This is a genomic window from Rhizobium sp. BK418 (assembly GCF_004341105.1).
Taxonomy (GTDB): Bacteria; Pseudomonadota; Alphaproteobacteria; order Rhizobiales; family Rhizobiaceae; genus Rhizobium.
In genome coordinates this window covers 90,445-114,931 of sequence record NZ_SLZK01000005.1, presented here as the reverse complement: position 1 = coordinate 114,931, position 24,487 = coordinate 90,445, and the positions used below count along the sequence as shown (strand labels likewise).

The window sequence follows — 24,487 nt, the reverse complement described above, 5'->3', positions numbered from 1 at the left end:
CCCCTACCGCAACCGTAAAATTCCTATCCGGCTACACCGTCGGTACGAAGGTGCTGACTAAGCCGTCTCGGCCCACATTAATATTGTAGGCTATCAATCTATCCAGGCAGCTCCGTGGTCGAAGCTCGGAGATGCCTCGGGTGCGAAAGGGAAACACCCGGACGGAGGTCCTGTCCGGGTGTCCAGCCGGTTCCGTACCTGCCAGAAACGGAACCAGATGTCGTCGTCTCAGGCGGCTGCGCCGGCATAAGGACTATCGTTGCGGGCGGCGATTAGCGCCTCGGTCCACCATTGCAGCTGGGCCATCATGCGCGCGAGCCGGCGCAGGGCATCTTCCGGATCGTGAAGCCGGCCTTCATCGTCGAAACGGCGCCAAGGTGAATTGAAGCTCACGGCATCGCAAATTGTGACGGCGTGGAGCTCGGCAAAGACGAGGCGAAGCTGCTCGACCGCCCGCAGCCCGCCGGACACGCCGCCATAGCAGACAAAGGCAATCGGCTTGCCGTGCCAGGGCTCTGCGAAGAGATCGATGAGGAACTTCAGGGAGGCGGTGAAGCTGTGATTATATTCCGGGGTGACGAGAATGAAGCTATCGGCCCGGTTGAGATGGTCTGCCAGCCGTCTCGCCTCCGGATGATGCGGTATGTGCTCTCGCGGGAGCGAAAATGCCAGTGGGTCGATGATGTCGATTTTGAATTGCGGAAAGCGGGCCAGCTCTCTTGCAAGCCATTTGACCACCCGCTCGCAGATGCGTCCCTCGCGCGTGCTGCCGTAGATGACGGCAAGCCTCATGGGCTCCTGCATATATAGCTCCTTTTCACGTCGCTTTACGGCCTCAGGAGCGCAGTCTATAAAACCTCAACTAATATTGAGGTCAATAGGTCATGCAACAGAATCCGACATTCTCCTTGAGCAAGCTTCTGACAGTGGGTGAGGTGGCAGAGCGCAGCGGACTTGCGGTTTCCGCCCTGCATTTCTATGAGGCGAAGGGGCTGATCTCGAGCATCCGTACTCGCGGCAACCAGCGCCGCTATGGTCGCGATGTGCTGCGGCGCCTTGGTATCATCAAAGTGGCGCAGCGCGTCGGCATTCCGCTTGCCGAAATCCAGACTGCGTTCGAAACCCTGCCGCAGAGCCGCACACCAACCGTCGAGGATTGGCAGAGACTGTCGGCGCTCTGGAAGAACGATCTCGATGCCCGCATCAAGCGGCTGAGCCTGCTGCGCGATCATCTGACGAGCTGCATCGGCTGCGGGTGTCTCTCCATCGACGCCTGTCCGCTACGCAATCCTTTCGACATACTCGGCAAAGAAGGAACTGGTGCACGGCTTCTGGACCCGGATGTGTAGGCCGCTGGGCTTTCTTTTGGCCGATCTCCTCATATGTTAAGGCCGAATGGCGCAAGCAGCGGGGCCGGTCCCGCAAAGAGGAGAGCTTCGTGTTTCATCCCAAACTGTTCGAGAACCGCAATGTCGTTGTAACGGGCGCCGGCCGGGGTATCGGCCTGGAAATCGCCCGCCAGTTTCTCGATTGCGGGGCACGCGTTCTCGTCCACACCGGTCGCGGCGGAGAACGCGAACTGCCGGATTTTCTCCTGACGGCCGAATCGGAGCGCCGCGCCCTGCTGCTGCCGGCGGATTTCCTGCATCCGGGCGGCGCGGCAAAGTTCGCGGAGGAGGCGCTTGAATTCTTCGATGCCGTGCATGTCCTAGTCAACAATGCCGGTACGATGCACGGGCGTTTTCCGGCCGGAGAACTTACGGATATCGAGTACGAGACTATCGTGCGCCTCAACCAGACGTCGGTGGTGGAGTTGACGCGGGCTCTGCTTCCCGCGCTGCGGGCGGCGCAGGGTGCTGCCATCGTCAATACGGTTTCGATTTCGGCGTCGACCGGCGGAAGCCCTGGTTCTGCAATCTATTCCGCGTCGAAGGCTTTCGTTGCGACCTATTCCAAGGCGCTCGCCCGGGAGCTCGCGCCCGACGGTATTAGGGTCAATTGCGTCTCGCCAGGAACGATCGATACCGATTTCCATGCACGCTATTCATCGCGCGAAAAACTGGAACAGGCCCGCAAGTCTATCCCTCTGCAACGGCTCGGAACAGCGGAGGATTGTGCGCCAGCCTATCTCTTCCTGGCGGCTCCATCACTCTCAGGATATATCACCGGTCAAGTCTTGGAGATCAATGGCGGCCAGCTTATCTGCTGATTTGCTTGGACTTTTTTTGGTATTTCGTGACATTTGACCAATTCGCTTCTGCGAATATGATATTGTTCTGATCTACCTTATTACCTCCTTCCGAGAAGCAAATGCCATTGCCTAAACCGAAGCTGGGTATGACCGGCCAGGACTTGCAGAAGCTTGCTGACAAAGCCCACGAGGCGAGTGATCTCCTGAAGGCGTTAGCCCATCAGACACGACTGCTCATCCTCTGCATCCTGTCGGAAGGGGAAAAGACCGTCGGTGAGATCGAGGATATCCTTGGTATACAGCAGGCTATGGTGTCGCAGCAGCTTGCGCGGCTGAGGCTCGAAGGCCTAGTCAATACGCGGCGGGAAGGGCGGCTCGTCTATTACAGTATGGGCAATAAGAGCGTTCTGGATTTCCTCGAATCGCTTTTCAGTCTCTTCCAGGTTGCCGAGAAGAGCTGAGCCCGCAGACCTTGCGAAGCCGCCGACAAGCCGCAAAGATAGGCCGTGTCCCGAATTCGGTAGGGAGGCCGAATGATCGACAAGCTGGAATTCTTCATCGCACTTGCCAACGAGAAACATTTCGGTCGTGCGGCAGAGGAATGCGGTATCTCTCAACCCACGTTGTCGGCCGCCATTCGCCAGCTTGAAGATCAGCTTGGCGTTATGCTGGTACAGCGCGGTTCGCGCTTTCAAGGATTGACGCCGGAAGGACAGCGCGTGCTCGAATGGGCGCGGCGTATCGTCGGCGATACGCGTACCATGCGGGAGGAAATGCGCGCCGCGCGCAGAGGTCTTTCCGGCCATCTGCGTCTGGCTTCCATCCCGACCGCGCTCGCCATGTTGTCTCGGATCACCACCCCGTTCCAGGAACGGCATCCCGACGTCACCTTCTCCATCGTCTCGCGCAATTCGCTGCAGGTACTGAGCATGCTCGAAAATCTCGAGATTGATGCCGGGATTACCTATCTGGAAAATGAGCCGCTCGGGCGCGTCACGTCGGTGCCGCTCTACGCGGAACGCTACAATCTCATCACAGCCGCCGGCAGTCCGCTCTCGGATCGCGAGAGTGTGACATGGCGTGAAGTGGGCAATCTTCGGCTTTGTCTATTGACGGCCGACATGCAGAATCGGCGTATCATCAACCGGCATTTGACCGAAGCGGGGGCGACAGTCCATCCGACGCTTGAATCAAACTCGATGATCGTCCTCTTCTCACATGTGCGAACGGGCCGCTGGGCAAGTATCATGCCGCATAACGTCGCGAAATCATTTGGTTTTCCCGTTGAGATCCGGATGATTCCCATCGTCGAGCCTGAGGCCCACCATCTCGTTGGCCTCGTTGCTCCCTATCGCGAGCCCTTCACGCCGCTCGTCTCCGCCTTGTTGCATGAAGCAAGAAGACTCGTCGAAGATGCGGAACTTTGATAGAAAAAAACTATCAAGCAACGAGACTGCTTTATTGATTGCAATCTTCTTCCCTGAGACAGTTCCATAGAAATCGTAAGGACATGGGGAGGTTTTGCGGTTTCCTGACTATGCAAGCCGTAGGGAGGGCTGCTGATGAACATACGGATCGCCGAGGGCGATATTGCCGAGCGTGTTCGCTCGATCGTCGCCGGTCTTCGTTCCCTCGAAGGTCCGTTGCTTCCAATCCTCCATGAGATTCAGGACGCGTTCGGCTATGTGCCGCAGGCGGCCCTACCGGTCATTGCAGATGAGCTCAATATATCCCGTGCCGAAGTCCACGGCGTCGTGACCTTCTACCATGATTATCGCGACCACCCTGCCGGCCGACATGTGCTGAGGCTCTGTCGTGCCGAAGCCTGCCAATCGATGGGCGGCGCCGCGCTGGCCGAGCGAATCAAGGCCCTGCTCGGCATCGATTTCCACCAGACGACCCCTGACGGCAGCGTCACGCTGGAGCCTGTCTATTGTCTCGGTCTCTGTGCCTGCGCGCCATCCGCAATGTTCGACGGCGAAGTGTATGGCCGCCTAGATGATGAACTGGCGGCCGAACTCGTCGAGGAGGCACGCCGATGACCGTCAAGATTTATGTTCCGCGCGATGCTGCGGCGCTGTCACTCGGGGCCGAGAAAGTGGCAAAGGCGATTGCCCAAGAGATCGCTGCCCGCGGCCTCGATGCAACTGTCATTCGGAACGGCTCGCGCGGAATGTTCTGGCTCGAACCGCTGGTCGAGATCGAGCTTTCCGGAAAGCGGATCGGCTATGGGCCGGTCAAGGCGAAGGATGTTGCCGGTCTCTTCGACGCGGGATTGATGAAGGGCGGAGCACACGCGCTCTGTCTTGGGCAGGTCGAGGACCTCCCATTCCTGAAAGGCCAGACCCGTCTCACCTTCGCCCGTTGCGGCATTATCGATCCGCTTTCGCTCGAGGATTATGAAGCCCATGGCGGGCTTGCGGGTCTTCGCCGTGCGGTTTCGATGCAACCTGGAGATATTGTCAAGGAAGTCATCGATTCCGGTCTTCGTGGTCGTGGCGGCGCAGGTTTTCCGACGGGCGTCAAATGGAAGACGGTGCTTGATGCGCCTGGCCCTCGCAAATATATCGTCTGCAATGCAGATGAAGGTGACAGCGGTACATTTGCCGACCGGATGATCATGGAAGGTGATCCCTTCGTGCTGATCGAAGGCATGGCGATTGCCGGGCTTGCAACCGGTGCCACGAAAGGCTTCGTCTACATACGTTCGGAATATCCGCATGCCATTGCCACGATGACCAAGGCGGTGGAGGTTGCCCGCAAGACAGGTATTCTCGGCGCCTCGGTGTTCGGCTCGGGCAAGGCATTCGACATGGAAGTCCGGACGGGTGCGGGCGCTTATGTCTGCGGCGAAGAAACGGCGTTGCTGAACAGTCTTGAAGGCAAGCGCGGCGTCGTCCGCGCCAAGCCGCCGCTGCCGGCGCATAAAGGCCTGTTTGACTGCCCGACCGTCATCAACAATGTGATTTCGCTCGCCTCTGTGCCTGTGATCCTGGACAAGGGGGCTGCCTTTTATCGCGATTTCGGCATGGGCCGGTCGCGCGGCACTATTCCGCTGCAAATCGCCGGCAACGTGCAATATGGTGGCCTCTATGAAACCGCCTTCGGCCTTTCGCTCGGCGATATCGTCGAGAAGATTGGCGGCGGTACCGCATCCGGCCGGCCGGTAAAGGCGGTGCAAGTGGGCGGGCCGCTTGGCGCCTATTTTCCACGAGCGCTCTTCGATACGCCTTTCGATTATGAAGCCTTCGCCGCCAAGGACGGGCTGATTGGCCACGCCGGCCTCGTCATCTTCGACGATACAGCGGATATGCTGAAGCAGGCTCGCTTTGCGATGGAATTCTGTGCGGTGGAAAGCTGCGGCAAATGCACGCCCTGCCGCATCGGCTCGACACGCGGCGTCGAAACGGCCGACAAGATCGCGCAGGGCATCGAACCGGAAAAGAACCGCGAACTGCTCGCCGATCTTTGCAATACGATGAAATTCGGTTCGCTCTGTGCGCTCGGTGGCTTTACGCCCTATCCTGTCGTGAGCGCCATGACGCATTTTCCTGAAGATTTTGCTCCGACTCCTCTTATCGAAGCGGCGGAATAGACGATGTCTCTTGTTCACGAAATCGATTATGGAACGCCGGTCTCGAAATCCGAGACGATGGTGACGCTGACCATCGATGGTCGGCAGGTGACGGTTCCCGAGGGAACCTCGATCATGCGCGCCTCGATGGAGGCCGGCATTGAGGTGCCGAAGCTGTGCGCGACCGACATGATTGATGCCTTCGGTTCCTGCCGCCTCTGTCTCATCGAAATCGATGGCCGCAACGGAACGCCTGCCTCCTGCACCACGCCGGTGGCGTCAGGTATCATCGTCCACACGCAGACCGAGCGCCTGAAGAATATCCGCCGCGGCGTCATGGAGCTCTACATCTCTGACCATCCGCTCGACTGTCTGACCTGCGCGGCCAATGGTGACTGCGAGCTGCAGGATGTGGCGGGTGCCGTTGGTCTGCGCGACGTGCGTTACGGCTATGACGGCGACAACCACGTCAAGGCTCGAAACAATAGCGAGATCAATCTGAAATGGATGCCGAAGGACGAATCCAACCCGTACTTCACCTTTGATCCGTCAAAGTGCATCGTCTGTTCCCGCTGTGTGCGTGCCTGCGAAGAGGTGCAAGGCACCTTTGCGCTGACGATCGAGGGACGCGGTTTCGATTCCTGCGTTTCCCCCGGCATGCATGAGCAGTTCGTCGAGTCGGAATGCGTCTCCTGCGGCGCCTGCGTGCAGGCCTGCCCGACGGCGACGCTGACGGAAAAATCGGTCATCCGCATCGGCCAGCCGGAACATTCAGCCGTCACCACCTGCGCTTATTGCGGCGTCGGCTGTTCTTTTAAGGCGGAAATGCGCGGCGAAGAGCTGGTGCGCATGGTGCCGTGGAAGGATGGGCAAGCCAACCGCGGCCATTCCTGCGTCAAGGGCCGCTTTGCCTACGGCTATTCAACCCATAAGGACCGCATCCTCAATCCGATGATCCGCGAAAAGGTGACGGATCCCTGGCGCGAGGTGACGTGGGAGGAGGCCTATGCGCATGTCGCTTCCGAGTTTCGCCGCATCCAGTATCAGTATGGCCGCGATGCAATCGGCGGCATTACGTCGTCTCGCTGCACCAATGAAGAGACTTATCTTGTCCAGAAGCTGGTCCGTGCCGGTTTCGGAAACAACAATGTCGATACATGCGCTCGCGTCTGCCATTCGCCGACAGGCTATGGACTGGGTCAGGCTTTCGGCACCTCGGCCGGCACGCAGGATTTCGACAGTGTCGAGCAGTCCGATGTCGTCGTCATTATCGGCGCCAACCCGACCGATGGTCATCCGGTCTTCGCTTCGCGTCTCAAGAAGCGGCTGCGGCAGGGCGCCAAGCTTATTGTCATCGATCCGCGTCGCACCGATATCGTTCGCTCGCCGCACGTCGAGGCCTCCTTCCATCTGCCGCTGAAACCCGGCACTAACGTCGCTGTTATGACAGCGCTGGCGCATGTGATCGTGACTGAGGGGCTTTTTAACGAGAAGTTCATCCGTGAGCGCTGCGACTGGTCGGAATTCGAGGACTGGGCCGCTTTCGTCGCCGAGCCGCAACACAGCCCCGAGGCCGTGGAGAAATTCACCGGTGTCAAGCCGGAAGATGTGCGCGGCGCTGCCCGGCTCTATGCGACCGGCGGCAATGGCGCCATCTATTACGGTCTCGGCGTGACCGAACACAGCCAGGGCTCGACGACCGTCATGGCGATCGCCAACCTCGCCATGGCGACCGGCAATATCGGTCGTCCCGGCGTCGGCGTAAACCCGCTGCGTGGCCAGAACAATGTGCAGGGCTCTTGCGACATGGGTTCCTTCCCGCACGAGCTTCCGGGTTATCGTCATATCTCCGACGACGCGACGCGCGATATCTTTGAAAAGCTCTGGGGCGTGACAATCAGCAATGAGCCGGGCCTGCGCATCCCGAACATGCTGGATGCTGCCGTCGACGGTTCATTCAAGGGCATTTACATCCAGGGGGAAGACATCCTCCAGTCCGATCCGGATACCAAGCATGTCGCCGCCGGTCTTGCCGCCATGGAATGTGTCGTCGTGCAGGATCTTTTCCTCAATGAGACGGCGAACTATGCGCACGTCTTCCTGCCGGGCTCGACCTTCCTGGAAAAGGACGGCACCTTCACCAATGCAGAACGCCGTATCAACCGTGTGCGCAAGGTCATGACGCCGCGCAACGGCTATGCCGACTGGGAAGTGACGCAGAAGCTGGCGCAGGCGATGGGCCTCGACTGGCACTATGCGCATCCGTCCGAAATCATGGACGAGATTGCCGCGACGACGCCGAGTTTCGCTTTGGTCTCTTATGACTATCTCGAAAAGATCGGCTCGGTTCAGTGGCCCTGCAACGAAGCGCATCCGCTCGGGTCGCCGATCATGCATGTGGATGGCTTCGTGCGCGGCAAGGGCAAGTTCATCCGCACGGAATATGTGGCGACCGACGAGCGCACCGGTCCGCGCTTCCCGCTGCTTCTCACCACGGGCCGTATCCTCAGCCAGTATAATGTCGGGGCGCAAACGCGCCGTACCGACAACGTGATCTGGCATGCAGAAGACCGGCTGGAGATCCATCCACACGATGCCGAACAGCGCGGCATCCGCGATGGCGACTGGGTAAAGCTCGGCAGCCGCTCGGGCGATACGACGCTTCGCGCGCTGATCACCGACCGCGTGGCGCCCGGCGTCGTCTATACGACCTTCCACCATCCGGATACGCAGGCAAACGTGATTACGACAGACTTCTCCGACTGGGCGACGAACTGCCCGGAATACAAGGTGACGGCAGTCCAGGTCTCGCTCTCTAACGGTCCGTCCGACTGGCAGATCGAATATGACGAGCAGGCTCGCCAGTCTCGCCGCATCGCCGAAAAGATGGAGGCTGCCGAATAATGATTGCGAGGACGACCCGCATAGCAGTGAAGGAAGTCGTCCGCAAGGGCGGCGTCATGATGCGCGGCGAGCGTATCGTGCCCGAGGAAGTGCCGATCGCCTTTTCCTATGGCGGCAGTTCGCATGCGGTCATGATGGGCACGCCCGCCGATCTCGAAGATTTTGCTGTTGGCTTCAGCCTGACGGAAGGCATCATCACTGACCGCAGCCAGATCGCCGGTATCGAGCTCATCGAAGACGAGAAGGGCATCGATATCCAGGTGACGCTTGTCGACGATGTCGAAGATGCTTTGAGGCGGCGGCGGCGCAGCATGGCGGGACCTGTCGGTTGCGGCCTTTGCGGCATTGAATCGATCGAGCAGGCAGTTCGCACCGTGCCAGACGTTTCCAACGCCGAGATGTCGCTGTCGCATGCCGATATCGTGCGGGCGATTGCATCGCTCAACGAGTCCCAGCCGCTGCATCGCGAGACGCGGGCGGTTCATGGGGCGGGTTTCTATGTTTCTGGCAGGGGACTGATTGCCGTTCGTGAGGATGTCGGCCGGCACAATGCGCTCGACAAACTCTGCGGCGCAGTCGTTCGGGCAGGAGAGACGGGCTCTTCCGGTGCCGTCGCCGTCACCAGCCGCCTCTCCGTCGAAATGGTCCAGAAGACGGCGATCCTCGGCGCGCCCGTATTGATCGCCATTTCCGCGCCGACGGCACTTGCCATCGGCACTGCCGAGGAAGCCGGCATGACGCTTGTCGCCCTCGTGCGCGGCGAGGATTTCGAGATTTTCACCCACCCGCATCGTCTGTCGCCCGGAAACATTGCCGATGTCGCATGATACCAAGACCAAGCTTGTTTATATGGCAAACCAGATCGCAACCTTTTTCAAGACGCAGCCCGAAAGCGAAGCTGTGCAAGGGGTTGCGACGCATATCAATAAATTTTGGGAGCCGCGCATGCGGCGGCAACTCTTCGAAATCCTGGAAAAGGAAGATAACAGCCTCGACGCACTCGTGCTGAAGGCGGCGCCCCTGATCCGGAAACCGGAGCCGGCAGAACAGCCACTTCGATAAACCGACATTGGTGGGCGGTTCTTCGGGTTGCTGACCAAAGGCTATCATCAGTAAGAGCGCGTGCCGCTTTTGCGGCGGCACTCGCTATTCGACTGAAACTGGTTCAGAATTCTTCCCAGCTTTCGGCGACTGGAGCAGCTGCACCGTGGGCTCTCGGGACGCGGGCAACGAGATGCAGGGCCGGAGAGGCAGCTGGCTTTGCCGCGTGCCGCGTTGCGGCGATATTGCCGCCGGGGAGCTGAAACTGCGTGAGCAGCGTCCGCAATGCATCGGCTTCTGCGGCGAGATTATGACTGGCGGCTGTGCTCTCCTCCACCATCGCGGCGTTCTGTTGTGTTGCCTGGTCGAGCGTGTTGACGGCCTGATTGATCTCCTTGAGGCCGGTCGCCTGCTCCTTCGAGGACTCGACGATCGCCACGACGTTTGAATTGATGCTGGCGACCTGAACGACGATTTCCTCCAGCGCCTTGCCGGTTTGGCCGACCAGTCCCACGCCGTTTTTCACGAGTTCGCTCGATGTGTTGATTAGCGCCTTGATCTCCTTGGCCGCGCTCGCCGAGCGCTGGGCGAGTTCACGCACCTCTTGGGCGACGACGGCAAAGCCCTTGCCGGCTTCGCCGGCACGTGCTGCCTCGACGCCGGCATTGAGCGCCAGCAGGTTGGTCTGGAAGGCGATATCGTCGATCACGCCGATGATGTTGGTGATCTCGCGGGAGGACTGTTCGATCTGGTCCATCGCCGCGACCGCTTTGCGCACGACGGTGCCGGATTGTTCCGCGCCGTGCTTCGTCTGTGCAATGAGACGGCCGGCTTCTTCGGCACGATGGCTGGAATCGTTGACTGTGGTGGTGATCTCTTCCAGCGCAGCTGCCGTTTCCTCGACGGAGGCGGCCTGTTGTTCCGTTCGCTTGGAGAAAGAGTCTGCCGACGAGCCGATCTCCCGTGAACTATCGGCGATAGCGATGGCGTTCTCGCCGATGGTCTTGATCGTCCGGGAGAGTTTGTCGATCGTCGCGTTGAAATCGTGACGCAACTGCTCCATCGAAGGCACGAAAGCCGTGTCCAGAGTCCGAGTCAGATCGCCTTCGGAAAGCTGGCGCAAGGCGGTGCCGAGAAGGGCAATCGCGCTCATGCGTTGCGTCACGTCGGTTGCGAACTTCACAACTTTATAGATTCTGCCATCTGCATCGGCGATCGGATTGTAAGCTGCCTGGATCCAGATTTCCTTGCCGCCCTTGCCATAGCGTACGAATTCGTTGGCAATGAACTCGCCCTTCGCCAGCCGCGGCCAGAACCGCTTGTATTCGTCGCTGCGGGCATAGGCGGGATCGCAGAACATGCTGTGATGCTTGCCAACAATCTCCGACAGCGAATAGCCAAGACCATTGCAGAAGTTTTCGTTGGCCGTGAGTATGTCGCCTGTGGGAGTAAATTCGATCACGGCCTGCGAGCGCGAAATGGCATCGAGCTTGCCGGCGTCCTCGACGGCGCGTTTCTTGGCCTCGGTAATGTCGGAGGCGAATTTCACCACCTTGAAAGGTTTGCCGTGCTTGAGGACAGGGTTGTAGGAGGCCTGGATCCAGATCTCGCGACCGCCTTTTGCCAAGCGCTTGTAAGTGCCAGCGTCATATTCGCCGCGGCCGAGGCGGGTCCAGAAATCCCGGTAGCTGGTGGTTGCCGAATAGGCCGGTTCGCAGAACATGCTGTGGTGCTTGCCGGCGATCTCGTCCAGACTGTAATCAAGCGTCTTGCAGAAATTTTCGTTCGCCGTGAGAACATTTCCGGCCAGGTCGAATTCGATGATCGCCTGCGACCTGGAAATGGCATCAAGAACGTATTTTGAATCGGATGATAGACCAAACATTCCCGTCCCCTCTGAATATGGCGCGTCTGTTCGCGCTCACCTCTGAAATAGAAGACCAAACAGGCACGGGTTCGCGGCGTGGGAATGCAGCCGGGCGATGGCTGCCATTTCCGCCTATCAAAAATCGTATCGGGTTGATGCTTCACAACCGATGATGATCAGCGGTGGTAAATTTTCTGTATAAAAGCAGGTGCTAATAAATATATATTTTAGAGAGGAAATTACAGTTCGTCCATGTGTAGGAAGCGGTTAACAAAAAACCGCCCTTGTGAGGCGGTTCTTCATCTCAATTATTTTCCAAACTGCTTGGCGTGGCGATCAGGCCGCCAGCTCGTCCGTCTCGTTTTCCTTGAACATCTTTGCGAGGTTCAGGAAGCAGATCATGCCGTTTTCGGAAGCGATGATGCCTTCGCAGAAGGCGCGGTCGAAGGACGCGGTCACTTCGGGAACCGGCTGCACCTGGCTAGAAGAAATCGTCAAGATGTCGGAAACGCGGTCGACCAGCATGCCGATGACCATATTGTGGACTTCGGCGACGACAATGGCGCTGCGCTCATTAGCGACGGTGCTCTTCATGCCGAGCTTGTAGGCGAGGTCGATGATCGGGATGACCGAACCGCGCAGGTTCATGACACCGATGACGTCTGCCGGAGAATGCGGGATCGGTGTCGACGGTGCCCAGCCGCGGATTTCGCGGATGGTCGTGGTCTTCACGCAGAATTCCTGATCGTGCAGGCGGAAGGCAATGATTTCGAGCGTGTCGCCGCTGAAGCTAGTGGAGTTGATCGTGGCCATTAAATTCTTCCCAACTGTCGTAAGCCAGGGCAGAAGCGGATGCGCCACCATTGGCGCTGACGAGCTTTGCCTTCCGCCGTCATGTAATGCCTCCCATACGGCGAAGCATTACGACGGTTGTTTGTGAGCTTAGCGAAAGAGTGTTGCCCAAATCTAAATTGGGAGACGAGATAGCAAAGGTTTGAGCCGTTATTGAAAGCCTATGTTGCCGTATCTCTCTGTACCGTCGACCAAACACTGAGCAGGCTCGGGCGGCCGGACGCCGTCCTTGGTGTGCAAGAATTCATTAAGTGAGGACTTTTTCGATCTGCTCCATAGCCCAGTCAACCTGTTCGCGGGTGATGACGAGCGGCGGCGCAAAGCGAATCGTGTGGTCGTGCGTGTCCTTGGCGAGGAGCCCCAGATCTTTCAGCGCGTAGCAATATTGCCGCGCGCCGCCAGCTTCCGGCTCCAGTTCGACTGCCAGCATCAGGCCGCGACCGCGAACATCCTTGACGATGTTGGAGCGGATGGAGCGCAGGCCTTCAAGGAAATAGTCGCCCATTTTTTCGGCATTCTCGATCATCCCTTCCTCGACCAATACTTTCAGTGCCGCGCGGGCGACCGCACAGGCGAGCGGATTGCCGCCAAAGGTCGAACCGTGCTGACCCGGTTTGAGCACACCGAGCACTTCCGAATTCGAAAGTACTGCCGAGACCGGATAGAAGCCGCCCGAAAGCGCCTTGCCGATGAGCGTCACGTCGGCTTCGATACCCTCGTGCTCTTCGGCAAGCAGCTTGCCGGTGCGGCCGAGGCCCGTCTGGATCTCGTCGAGAATGAGCGTGACATTGTTTGCCGTGCAGAGTTCGCGCACGCGAGTGAAGTAACCGGATGGTGGAATGATGACGCCGGCTTCGCCTTGGATCGGTTCGATCAAAGCTGCGACGGTATTGGTATTGATAGCCGCCGCGAGAGCTTCAGCATCGCCGAAGGGAACGATGCGGAAGCCCGGCGTATACGGTCCGAAGCCGGTACGGGCGTCGGGATCGGTCGAGAAGCTGATGATGCTCAGCGTGCGGCCGTGGAAATTATTGGCGCAAACGATGATCTCCGCCATGCCTTCCGGCACGCCCTTCACCTCGTAACCCCATTTGCGGACCGCTTTGATGGCAGTCTCGACGGCTTCCGCGCCGGAGTTCATCGGCAGGATCTTATGGGAGCCGGTCAATGCCGCCAGTTCCTCGTAGAGATATCCGAGCTGGTCATTGCGGAAGGCGCGAGAGGTGAGTGTCAGGCGGCTGGCCTGTTCGACCATGGCGGCGAGAATCTTCGGATGGCAGTGGCCCTGATTGACGGCGGAATAGGCCGAGAGGCAATCGAGGTAGCGCTTGCCATCCGTATCCCAGACATGAACACCTTCACCTCGCGTCAGCACCACATCAAGCGGCTTGTAATTATTGGCTCCAAGACGCTGTTCGGAGGCAATGAGGTTTGACGAGATGTTCATGGCCGGTGCTCCCTTATGCGGCGCGTGTAGGACGATCGAAGATGCGGCGGCCGAAGAGACTTGCCGTCATCTCCACCATGATGCGGGCGCTCTTGCCGCGGTCATCAAGGAAAGGATTCAGTTCGACGAGATCGAGCGAGGAGACGAGACCGCTGTCAGACAGCATCTCCATGATCAGGTGCGCCTCGCGGAACGTCGCACCACCCGGGACGGTGGTGCCAACGCCAGGTGCAAAGTCGGGATCCAGGAAATCGACATCGAAACTGACATGCAGCAGGCCGTTCGCCTTCTCGACCGTTTCCAGGACCTGGCGAAGGATGACAGCCACGCCCTGTTCGTCGAGTGAGCGCATGTCGAAGACGTTGACGCCATGCTTGCGGATTTCCTGCCGTTCCGAAGCATCGACCGAACGGATACCAACCTGGAATACCTTCTTTGGATCGACCAGAGGACGGTCCTTTGGCAGGATTTCCGCAAGCTCCGCCAGACCACAGAAGAAGGCGACCGGCATGCCGTGAATGTTGCCCGACGGTGAGGTTTCGGGCGAATTGAAGTCCGAATGAGCATCGAGCCAGAGAACGAAGAGCGGCCGGCCCTGCTCGGCCGCATAACGTGCCATGCCGGAGACGCTGCCCATGGACAAGCTGTGGTCACCGCCGAGGATCAGCGGGAAACGGCCGGATTTCGCAGCGTCGTAGGTCGCCGCTTCGAGTGCGCGGGTAAAGGCACCAACGGTGCGAAGATTATGCGCCTTGGGATGGTTGGGAAGATCTCTGGCCGGCACGACATTGATGTCTCCTGCATCGATGACGTCGTGTCCAAGATCGATCAGCGCCTTGTCGACGCCTGCAATGCGCAATGCTGTCGGTCCCATGCCAGCGCCTCTGCGGCCCGAACCTTCCTCAAGGGGGACGCCGATGAGGGTGACAGATTGAGATTGTGCTTCCATTCCTAGGGCTCCGTTGTGAGGCCTGTTTTGGCCGATAGTGGAATAAAGTGGCGGCGGCAAATAGATGGAAAAGTGCCAGAAATGGACTATGATTACGCAAATTGATAAAGCCAATTTGACAAAGTGAAAACGTGGACGATCTCGACAATGAGCTTCTGAGTGCGCTTCGGCACAATGCACGAATCTCCGTGTCCTCGCTTGCTGCGTTGACGGGCGCCTCGCGAGCGACGGTTGCCGCGCGCATCGACCGGCTGGTCGAAAGCGGCACGATCGCCGGCTTTACCATCCGCACCGGCCATGAGACGCGTTCGGCCGGCGTTCGGGCGATCGTCATGATCGAGGTGCACGGCAAGCTTGCCGATAAGGTTGCAAACCAGCTCCGCGGCCTGCCTCAGGTGCGCGCGCTGCACAGCACCAACGGCAAATGGGATTTCGTTGCCGAACTCGAAGACCGCGACCTCGTCTCATTCGACGAGACGCTGCGCCGGATACGCCTTATCGATGGCATCAATACAACCGAAACCAACATTCTCCTGAAGACCAGCAAGGCAAGCTTCTAGGCTCCAGTCAGGCGGTCTCAGTATTCGTGCTCGTAGACGACACCGGCTTCACCTTCTCCCTGGCCGCCAGCACCAGCCCGAAGCTTCACGCCACGGCCGACATCGAGATTGATGATGGCCTTGGCACCGGATCCTTCGCTCTGCTGCAGCTCGAAATAGGTTCGTTCGTTAAGGTAGCGGCCGACGCTGACGCTCGTCTGGCCCTTCGCATTAGTGCTGATGTCGAGGTCGTCGACCCCGAGCTGGTTGCGCAGCCCTTCGAAGAGCGAAGTAGAGCGATTGCCGGCGAGTTGGCTGACGGCATCGGCGAGCTGGGCTATCTGCACCGGTGACAGGCGAGACATCGACTGGCCGAAGATGAGCTGCGCCAGCACCTCATCCTGAGGCAGAGCCGGTGAGGAGGAGAAGGTAATGGCAGGATCGGTCGCGAGGCCCGCGACATTTACCGTGAGCGTCGTGCTGCCCGAAGTCGACGTTGCCTCCATGTCGAGGGCTGGCGTCAGGTCACCTGCAAAGGTAATGCGGCTTCGATCGGAGAAATCGAGCCGGCGGTTGAGGATTGTCAGACGGCCGCGACGCATGGTGAAGGCGCCGACAACTTCAGGCACAGCGGCCGAGCCTCGGATGGTAATGTTGCCACCGACCTCCGCATCGATGCCGCGGCCGCGCACGAATATCTGTGAGGGCGCATCGAGCGCGATATCCAGCATGATTGTCGACGATTTTTCGCGCGGCGGCTGCTGGTTGCCCTTGTGTTTGAGCTGGGCCAGCACAGCGGGCGGCGCATGAATATGGCGGATATCGATTTCACTCAGCGATGTCGGCAACCTTTCCGGCACGGTGATCGAGGCCTTGTCGATGTGAAGCCTGCCGTTCAGCGTGGGATTGGAGAGCAGCGGTCCTCTGAGGCCGAGCGTGCCGTCGACCGTCGCGACAACCAGCGTACCATCGACATAGACCGCGTGGTCCAGACGGATGGAAAGATCAGCGGGGAAGTTGCCGCTGATGCCGACCGAGCCACTGGCCGAAATAGAGCCGCCGCTCGCCAGGCGGCCGTTCAGGCGGGAAATGACGGCCTGCTGGCCATTGAAGGTAATGGTCGCGCCGAGGCCCTCGATCGCAAGGTTGCGGCGAACGTCGATCAGCTTTGCGCCATCCGTGGCGAGCGTGCCGTTGATAACGGGGGCAGCCGTGGTGCCGCTGACCTCAAGGTTCACATTGGCGACGCCTTCGGCAACGAGACCTTGCTGGGCGAGCTGCGCGCCGAGAACGGCGAAGGGAAGGCTGCCGTTGAATCGCATCGACATGGCGCGGTTGCCCGTCATCGCGAGATTGCCACCGCCCCTTAGCGATAATCCGCCGTCGCCGGTAAGGTTGGCGTCGACCGTCAACCGGTTTTCGGCCAGCCTACCGTTTGCGCCGATGGTGAGCGGGGCAAGGCCGGCGCTCTTGGTCTGGCTCGTTTCGGCATTCTTCCAGTCGACCTTGAAATCGACCGAGGGAAGCGGAAGCGCTCCTGAAGCCGTGCCCGTTGCCGATATCGCGCCTGCCGCACCCAGATCGGGAACGAAGCCATTGGCGACTGCTGCCGGCAGATTGGCGACATCGGCCTTGACGTCGACGCCTGTGATGGTCGTGCCCGCTATCGCGAGATTGCCCGAGGCCTTCAAGGAAACGCCGCCGTTGCCGCTGAGATTGGCGTCGAAATCCAGGCGATCTCTATCGAGCTTACCGGAGGCGGAGAGCGCCAGGCCGGAGAGGCCGGCAGTTCTTGTCTGTCTCGTTTCAGCGTTTTTCCAGTCGATCTTGAAATCGGCTGATGGAGCCGTGAGCGACCCGGAGGCTGTGGCGGTCGCTGTAATGACGCCTCCGGCTCCAATATCTGGGACGAAGCCATTGGCGATGGCAGCCGGTAGATTGGTGATATCGGCCTTCGCATCAATGCCCTGGATCGTGGTGCCCGCCAGCGCGAGATTGCCGACCGCTTTCAGCGAAATACCGCCGTTGCCGCTGAGATTGGCGTCGAAATCCAGCCGATCTCTATCGAGCTTGCCGGAGGCGGCAAGTGCAAGGCCGGAGAGACCGGCAGTTCTTGTCTGTCTCGTTTCGGCGTTTTTCCAGTCGATCTTGAAATTGGCTGATGGAGCCGTGAGCGACCCGGAAGCCGTAGCGGTGGCAGTAATGACGCCTGCGGCTTCAATATCCGGGACGAAACCATTGGCGACGGCAGCCGGCAGATTGGCGATATCGGCTTTCGCATCAATACCCTGGATCGTTGTGCCGGTCAGCGCGAGATTGCCGACCGCTTTCAGCGAGACGCCGCCGTTGCCATTGAGATTGGTATCGAAATCCAGGCGGTTGCTGACATATTTGCCTGAAGCGGCAAGTGCCAGGCCGGATAAGCCGGCGGTCTTGGTTTGGAGGGTTGCCGCGTTCTCCCAGGCGAGCTTGAAATCGACCACAGGCTCTGTCGGAGTGCCGGAGGTGACGGCATTGCCGGAGATCGTGCCTTCAGCGCCGAGGCCGGGCACGAATCCGTTGGCGAGGTTTGCAGGCAGGCCGGCGATGTCGGCATTGACCGCGAGGTCACGAATGTCCGTGCCGTCGATCGTTGCGCCGCCGGTTGCTTTCAGTAGCGCGCCATTGCCACTACCGAGATTGGCATCGAAATCGACCCTGTTGTTTTCATATTTGCCGGTCGCTCTGGCGGAGAGATCGGTGAGCCCGTTGCTTTTCGTCTGGCGCGTTGCAGCATTCGCCCAGGCAAGATCGAAGGTGACAGCCGGTGTCGGCAGCGAGCCGGAGGCCGATGCCTTGCCGGAAATGGTGCCTTCGGCGCCGAGATCGGGGACGAAGCCGTTCGCAAGTCCCGCAGGAAAGTTGGCGAGATCGGCATCGACTTTCAGATTGCGGACCGTTGTTCCGGTAAGCTCGACATTGCCTGCCGTCTTCAGCGATAGGCCTTTCGGCCCGGTGAGGCTGGCATCAAAGTCGAGTTTCTGGTCTGCAAGACGGCCGGTCGCGGCAAGATTCAACCCGGTCAGACGTGCTGTCTTGACTTGCCGCGTCGTGACGTCCTGCCAGGTAAACTTGAATTCCCCAGCCGGAGCAGCCGGCGTCCCGGTGGCTGAGGCAGTGCCCGAAATCGTTCCGCCGGCGTCGAAATCCTGCACGAAACCATTGGCGATATTGGCGGGAACATTGGCAAGTTCGGCATCGACATTGATGTTGCCGACTGTGGTTCCGGTGATCGCGACATTCCCGAGCGCTTTCAGCGACAGCCCGCCCTTGCCGATGAGGGCAGTATCGAAATCGAGCTTGTTGTCCGCAAACCTGCCGGATGCATTGAGCGATAGGCCGGTGAGCTTAGCGCTCTTCGTCTGACTCGTTGCAGCATTTTTCCAAATAAGCTTAAAATCAGCCACAGGTGCGGCGGGCGTACCGGTTGCCTTGATTGTTCCCGACACAGCACCTTCAGCGGCAAGATTGGGGACGAAACCGTTGGCGATCTTTGCCGGCACGTTGACGATATCGGCATCGACGTTGAGTGTCGGGCCGTTCGGATCCGCAAGGCCGATGTCGCCCGCTGCCTTCAGGGAAAGGCCGTCGGCGCCGCCAATGCCGCCATCGAAATTCAGAATGTTGTTGGCGAAGGTTCCCGATGTCGAGATGCCGAGAGGGCCAATGCCGGCGCCCTTTGTATGGCTGGTGGCCGCATCCTTCCAGTCGAGCTTGAAATTGACTGTAGGGGCGGCCGGTGTCCCGGTTACGTTGACCGTCCCGGAAATGGTGCCGTCGGCGGCAAGATTGGGGACGAAACTGTTGGCAAGGCTCGCCGGCAGGTCGGTGATGACAGCATCGAGCTTCAGTGTCTCACCAGCGGAACCGGTGACCGATACCGAGCCGTTGCCCGTCTTAACCGTCAGGCCGCTCAGGCTGACAACTCCCTTGGTGACGTTGACTTGTGCGGGTGATGCCAGTTCGACCGGAATATTGTGCGGCTTTGCGGCGAAGCGATCGAGACTAAGGTCGATCATTCCGCCGGCAGACTGCACGTTTCCGGCCGCCTGCAGCGGGTTGCCGTCATAGCCTGCATCCAGGTTGAAGTCGGTGCGGGTCTGCTGCTGGACGAAATCAAGCACAATGCCGGTAAGCTTGTTGGTGCCGACGCCGAACTCATCGGCCCGTATCGTGCCATTGGCGGCAAAGGCCTTGATATCGCTAACGGTCATGTCGATCGTCGGTTTGGCAATTGTCAGCGTGTCGCGGCGAATGCCGCTACCGTTGGCAGCAACCTTGAGTGCGATCTTGCCGTCATTGCCTGTAATGTCGATGGAACCCTTGAGGTCGCCTTCCGCCTTCTGGCCGCCAAGGGCAGCAAGCAGGCTGATATCTGGGAAGTCGAAAGTCAGCGCGCCCGCCGGCGTCATGCCGGACGAGAGTGTGAGGTTGCCTGCCAGGCGGTTGCTGCCGACATCGGCGGTCAGTGCCGGGATCGAAATCGTTCCGTTTTCGGACTTGACGTCGCCATTGATGCCGATCGGCTGACGGTCGATCATGCCGGTCGCGGCAATCCTGCCCTGCGGCGCGGCAGGATCGGCGGTTCCGGTCAGGTCGATATTGAGATCGCCGAGCCTGCGATCGGCCATCTGCAGGCTGGCAGCTTTCACGTTGGCCGTGATTGCCAGAGCGGGAAGGCTGCCACTTGCCTTGATGCTGTAATCCGCCTGGCCGCTGGTGCCGGCCAGCAGCTTGTCGATATCGGGGAGCTTGCCGGCGAGATCGGCGGTCAGCACGTCGTCGTTAAGCGCGATATTGCCGGCCGCCTCTATGGTGGGGGACTTGAGTGTGATATTCGAAAGTGTCACCTTGGAAGGGATCGTTCCGGCGACCTGAGTTTCCAGATCGATCGGTGCATCGAATTTCTCGGCGACAGCCGGTGGCAGGGCAGCGGGCTGGACCGTAAATTTGGCATTGCCGGTCAGCGTATTGTCAGCCAGTCCATAGGAGCCATTGAGATCGGCGCCGATATTGGCGCTTTCAATCGTCGTGCCGTTAAAGCCGATGCCGTTGCGCGAGATCTGAAGCGGAGCGACAAGCGTAATCGGTCCCCGAACGGCACGGTTGAGGTTGGGTTCGGTGAATGTCGCGTCTCCGGCGACGAGCCGCAGTTGGATATCGCCGGCGCCGTTGGCAAGGTTGAAGGAATCGCTTTTGGCCGTCAGCTTGACGTTGCCGATATCGGCCTGTGGCATCGTGGCCGAATCCAGTGATCCACTGGCATTGATGCGCACGGCTTGCGCCTGCCCGGTCATCGCCAGATTGAGACCTGAAATCATGAAGCGCGCTTCGCCGTCCGCCAGCGGCCAGCGGAAATCGACTGGCCCCGAGGTGCCGAGCAGATTGGCATTGAGGCTGTTGTTGCCGGCAGGATCGAACATGCCAGATGCGGCGATGACGACGCTGCCGGTCGCTAGGTTGCCGGTCTGAATATCGATCTTGCCGCTGTTGTCGAAGGTTGCGGATACATCGATATTCGTCTGACCCGCAAAGAGCGGCCGGAACGCCATTGGAAGCAGAGAGCTCACATCGCCGCCGCCCTTGAGATCGAGATGATGCAGACCGTCGGGTGTGATTGCATGCTTGCCTTCGAGCGCGGCCCTTTGCTGGCCATCGAGCGCGGCCTGCAGCTTGCCGTTCCAGTCCGAAATCGGACCTTCGCCATTGAGCGCGATGTTGACGGCTGGGCTGCCAGGCAGGCCGAGAAAGCCTGCGAGCAGGCCGCCCTGCGGTTCGGCAAGTTGGGCATTCAACCGAAGATGACCATTTGCGGGAGTAAAAGCGACGTCGGCGGAGAGTTTCGCGTCGGGAATCTGATGGCGATTGACATTGATCAGCGCTTCGCCGCCATCGCCGTCGGCCCTGAGGCTGCCTGTTGCGGCAAGCGAGAAGGCGCGGCCAGTCAGCGGTGCCTGGAGAGAAATATCGGGCAAAGCGATATGTTCGACATCGATCTTCAGCGGCAGGCGGAAACCACCGCTGCTCTCTTCTTCGGGAGTCGCCGGCCTGGAGGGCAGGGTTCGCACCGGTCTGCGGCGCACATCGATAGAGGCGACGGAGACCTGTTCGGCGCGGAAGGAGCCAGTCAGCAGTGCAAGGGGATTCCAGTCGATGGCGACGCCGCGGATTTCTGCAAATGTGCCGCGCGTGTCGGACAGCGTAATTTCGGCTGCGCGCAGCCCACCCGTCAACAGGCCTTCGGGTTCGCGCACCGTTATCGTCATGTCGCGATTGGAAAGCGCGGAGGCGACGTTTTCGGTGATGATCCGGGCGCCGAACGACGTAAAGCCGAAGATCGCCAGTGCAATGACGGCAAGGATGATTGTCGCACCGAGGCCGTAGCCAATCAGCCGCATCACCCAGTTCATGATTTTCGCCAACATTTGCATAAGAGCGGACACTATCCCGTTTTCATGACAGCTCACAGGTCGGAAAACACTGTGAAATCTGCCTTCCTGATGACCGGCCTAGAATGACTGGCCTATGCCGGCATAAATTCCGTAATCCGTCCCACCATCGTACTTGTTCAGCGGGACGGCGAAATCAAGCCGGAGAGGTCCGAAAGGTGTTGCATAGCGGATACCGGCACCTGCACCCGCTCTGATATCGGAGAAATCAGGCGCAATGCTGTCCGAAACCGTGCCGACATCAATGAAAGGTACGACGCCGATCGTATCGGTGATCTTGATGCGCGCCTCGAAAGAGCCGGTCACATAGGAGCGGCCGCCGGTCGCGTCGTTATTCTCGTTATAAGGCGAAATTTCCTTATAGCCGTAACCGCGCACCGATCCGCCGCCGCCGGCAAAGAAACGCTGGGTGGCCGGAATGTCTTCAACACCGCCGCCACCGATCAGCGTGCCGGCTGCGAGCTTGCCGGCCAGAACGACGCCGTCTTCGGCGCCGAGGCCGAGATAGCCCGATATTGAACCCTCGAAGGCGGAGTAGATCGTACCGTTGAAGAATTCGTAGCCAGGTTTTGCCGAGAGCGTCGCGTGGTAGCCGCTGGTTGGATTGAATTTGTCATCGCGGGCATCGCGATCATAGGTGATCGGCAGCGTGAAGGTCAGATAGTTATTGTTGCCGAAGGCGTCGTCGTCATTCTCGAAGCTCAGTTCGCCGGCTGCGGAAATGGTGTCCTTGTCCGTCAGTTCGTAGGAGATGCCGAGCGAGGCAGTGATGAGCTTTGCATTATACGCATCGGGATTTTCCGTCTTGGCGACGATACCTGCTTTCAGAGTGGCTGACGGGTGGATAAAGCCCGGTTTCGTAAAGAGGATGCCGGCGGAATAATCGAGAGTGCCGAGGTCGGATGCTTCGCCGAGACGCGAGACGGCGCCCTCGATACGCAGCGATTCGGCCTCGCCAAACAGGTTACGGTGGCCCCAGTAGCCGTTGACGCCGAAGCCGTCGATCGTCGAATATTGCGCGCCGATGCCGAGGTAGCGTCGTTTGCCTTCGGAAACCTCGATCATCATCGGCAAAGTGCCGTCGGGGGCCAGCGCGTCGCCCTCGTGGATCGTAACGCTCGAGAAGACGCCAAGCGCGCGCAGGCGCTCGCCTGCTTTCCTCAGCGCCTCGGGCGAATAGGCCTCGCCCTTCTGCAGACGTGAGTAGCGCTGGATGAATTCCGGCTTGACCAATTTTTCGCCCGAGACGCCGACATCGCCGATCGGTGCAACCGGACCGCCTTCGGCAGCGAGAACGATATCGACGGTATTCGTTCTGTGATTGGCCACCACCCGACGCTCGGTCAGCTTGGCGAAGGGCCTGCCCTCGCTCTTCAACTGGTCGACGATCGTGTCGCCCGCCTTGATGATAGCGAGCGAGCCCGCCTGCTCACCCGGGCCGAGGTCGTAGTCAGCCGGATTGCGGTGCGCAGCATCGCCGCCGAACTGGACTTCGTTGACGGTAAAGACTGGGCCGGGCGCGATATCCACCTTGACTGTGATCGGTTTGGAGCGGTCGAAGCTTGGATTCGGTGGCAGGTCGTTGATGTTGCGGCCATCGATGGTGATGGTTACCACGCCGCCATAGCGCGCCTTTTCGTAGAGCGTGGCGATCAGTCTATCGCGGTCGTCGCGGGCTTTCACGACAACGCCCAGATCGCCCGAAACCGGACGGTCCTTGTCGCCTAAGAGACGGGAGCTGTTCTCCAGCGCCTCCTTGAGGTCGCGATCGGCTGTCCCGGTTTCGAGATCGACGTCATAGTGGACGGGATCGGGCACCTGTAGGTTCTCGTCCTCGTCCTTGCCGAATATGGTGATGCCAAAAAGCTTGAATGCGTAAGCGTTGCCCACGAGGATCGGCGAAAATGCAGTCGCCGCTGCGACCACCACCACGGCGCCTGCTCGATACGCAATACCGGTTCTCAGGCCTGTCCCTCTAATCCGCATCCGCCGCTTTTGGGTTACATTAAAATGAAGCTCTGCGTTCCCCAGCCAACGAGAAGCTTAGCGACAAAATCGCGCCACGTGTACCAATTTAAACTGACGCCGCACTAATTTAGTACAAAAAATCCCGGACAGGGGTCCGGGATTTCCATTTTTCCCATGCTGATTGCAGGTTTCAGCGGCAATCGTCGATATAGCGGCGACCGTAGCGGTCCCGGTAGTAGCACTGGCCGGGCTGTTCGGCGACCCTTCCAATGAGCGCGCCGGAAACGCCGCCGATCGCTGCGCCGACTGCCGCGCCGCGCACATCGCCGGTGACGACACCGCCGATGACGGCACCCGACGCTGCGCCGATACCGGCGCCCTGCTGTGTGGGTGTACAGCTTGCGATCGAAAGGCCGATCAATCCGAATACGAGGACTTTCTTCATCTCTTCTCTCCGAGGTTTTTTGGCGCCCCAGCGGGCGGAGGTCGTCCCTAACCTGTTTTTTCAGGTTAGCCCGGAAACTATGTCGCAAGAAGGACTTGTCCACCATTATCGGGCCTTTTTCGTAAGGCGCAGGTTTCTTTCCACGACTAAAAGCAGAACTCTTGGACATTCTTCGCCGGATTTGACGTCGATCAAGTTCCCTTGTTGCGGTTCGCGTATTTT

The 24,487-nt window shown here is 59.5% G+C and carries 18 protein-coding genes; 10 read left to right on the top strand and 8 right to left on the bottom strand.

The window, feature by feature from the left end:
• Positions 1–228: 228 nt before the first annotated feature.
• Entirely contained in the window at positions 229–804 is a 576-nt protein-coding gene (locus EV281_RS20395) for an NAD(P)H-dependent oxidoreductase (RefSeq protein ID WP_132655658.1), read from the bottom strand.
• Positions 805–884: 80 nt separating this feature from the next.
• Between EV281_RS20395 and soxR the strand changes: the two genes are divergently transcribed.
• From soxR to EV281_RS20350, 9 genes are all read left to right on the top strand, one after another.
• Positions 885–1,349 carry a redox-sensitive transcriptional activator SoxR gene (gene soxR / locus EV281_RS20390; RefSeq protein WP_132655656.1) on the top strand — a complete coding sequence of 155 codons (465 nt, stop codon included), beginning with the start codon at positions 885–887 and terminating at the stop codon, positions 1,347–1,349.
• A gap of 89 nt (positions 1,350–1,438) precedes the next feature.
• Positions 1,439–2,209: an SDR family oxidoreductase gene (locus EV281_RS20385; protein ID WP_132655654.1), complete on the top strand. Its 771-nt coding sequence runs from the start codon at positions 1,439–1,441 to the stop codon at positions 2,207–2,209.
• Between the two features lie 101 nt (positions 2,210–2,310).
• Entirely contained in the window at positions 2,311–2,652 is a 342-nt protein-coding gene (locus EV281_RS20380; protein WP_132655652.1) for a metalloregulator ArsR/SmtB family transcription factor, read from the top strand.
• Positions 2,653–2,724: 72 nt separating this feature from the next.
• Entirely contained in the window at positions 2,725–3,618 is an 894-nt protein-coding gene (locus tag EV281_RS20375; RefSeq protein WP_132655650.1) for a LysR family transcriptional regulator, read from the top strand.
• A 135-nt stretch (positions 3,619–3,753) separates the two neighbouring features.
• Entirely contained in the window at positions 3,754–4,233 is a 480-nt protein-coding gene (locus tag EV281_RS20370) for a formate dehydrogenase subunit gamma (protein ID WP_132655648.1), read from the top strand.
• Positions 4,230–5,786, top strand: coding sequence for an NADH-quinone oxidoreductase subunit NuoF (locus tag EV281_RS20365; RefSeq protein WP_132655646.1), 1,557 nt, complete (start codon positions 4,230–4,232; stop codon positions 5,784–5,786). Before EV281_RS20370 ends, EV281_RS20365 begins: the two co-directional genes overlap by 4 nt.
• Positions 5,787–5,789: 3 nt before the next feature.
• A complete protein-coding gene (gene fdhF / locus EV281_RS20360) occupies positions 5,790–8,669 on the top strand; it encodes a formate dehydrogenase subunit alpha (RefSeq protein ID WP_132655644.1) in 2,880 nt (959 codons plus the stop codon).
• Complete coding sequence (gene fdhD / locus EV281_RS20355; protein ID WP_132655642.1) at positions 8,669–9,496, top strand: formate dehydrogenase accessory sulfurtransferase FdhD; 828 nt, start codon at positions 8,669–8,671, stop codon at positions 9,494–9,496. Before fdhF ends, fdhD begins: the two co-directional genes overlap by 1 nt.
• Positions 9,486–9,731: a formate dehydrogenase subunit delta gene (locus EV281_RS20350; protein ID WP_132655640.1), complete on the top strand. Its 246-nt coding sequence runs from the start codon at positions 9,486–9,488 to the stop codon at positions 9,729–9,731. The genes fdhD and EV281_RS20350 overlap by 11 nt, the downstream gene beginning before the upstream one ends.
• A gap of 103 nt (positions 9,732–9,834) precedes the next feature.
• Here the strand turns inward: EV281_RS20350 and EV281_RS20345 are convergent, their stop codons facing one another.
• The 4 genes from EV281_RS20345 to rocF form a co-directional block, all read right to left on the bottom strand.
• Positions 9,835–11,595, bottom strand: a complete 1,761-nt coding sequence (locus EV281_RS20345; protein ID WP_132655638.1) for a methyl-accepting chemotaxis protein — start codon at positions 11,593–11,595, stop codon at positions 9,835–9,837.
• A 318-nt stretch (positions 11,596–11,913) separates the two neighbouring features.
• Positions 11,914–12,390 carry a chemotaxis protein CheW gene (locus EV281_RS20340; RefSeq protein ID WP_029868938.1) on the bottom strand — a complete coding sequence of 159 codons (477 nt, stop codon included), beginning with the start codon at positions 12,388–12,390 and terminating at the stop codon, positions 11,914–11,916.
• Positions 12,391–12,676: 286 nt separating this feature from the next.
• Positions 12,677–13,876: an ornithine--oxo-acid transaminase gene (gene rocD / locus EV281_RS20335; RefSeq protein ID WP_132655636.1), complete on the bottom strand. Its 1,200-nt coding sequence runs from the start codon at positions 13,874–13,876 to the stop codon at positions 12,677–12,679.
• Between the two features lie 13 nt (positions 13,877–13,889).
• On the bottom strand, positions 13,890–14,825 hold the full coding sequence (gene rocF / locus EV281_RS20330; protein WP_132655634.1) for an arginase: 936 nt from the start codon (positions 14,823–14,825) through the stop codon (positions 13,890–13,892).
• A gap of 131 nt (positions 14,826–14,956) precedes the next feature.
• On the opposite strand from rocF, the gene EV281_RS20325 reads away from it, so the two are divergent.
• Positions 14,957–15,385, top strand: coding sequence for an Lrp/AsnC family transcriptional regulator (locus EV281_RS20325; protein ID WP_132655632.1), 429 nt, complete (start codon positions 14,957–14,959; stop codon positions 15,383–15,385).
• A gap of 17 nt (positions 15,386–15,402) precedes the next feature.
• On the opposite strand, the gene EV281_RS20320 is transcribed toward EV281_RS20325, so the two are convergent.
• The 3 genes from EV281_RS20320 to EV281_RS20310 form a co-directional block, all read right to left on the bottom strand.
• Positions 15,403–21,834, bottom strand: coding sequence for a translocation/assembly module TamB domain-containing protein (locus EV281_RS20320; protein WP_132656287.1), 6,432 nt, complete (start codon positions 21,832–21,834; stop codon positions 15,403–15,405).
• A gap of 78 nt (positions 21,835–21,912) precedes the next feature.
• Positions 21,913–23,838, bottom strand: coding sequence for an autotransporter assembly complex family protein (locus EV281_RS20315; RefSeq protein ID WP_132655630.1), 1,926 nt, complete (start codon positions 23,836–23,838; stop codon positions 21,913–21,915).
• A 172-nt stretch (positions 23,839–24,010) separates the two neighbouring features.
• On the bottom strand, positions 24,011–24,265 hold the full coding sequence (locus EV281_RS20310; RefSeq protein ID WP_132655628.1) for a YMGG-like glycine zipper-containing protein: 255 nt from the start codon (positions 24,263–24,265) through the stop codon (positions 24,011–24,013).
• Positions 24,266–24,487: the final 222 nt, after the last annotated feature.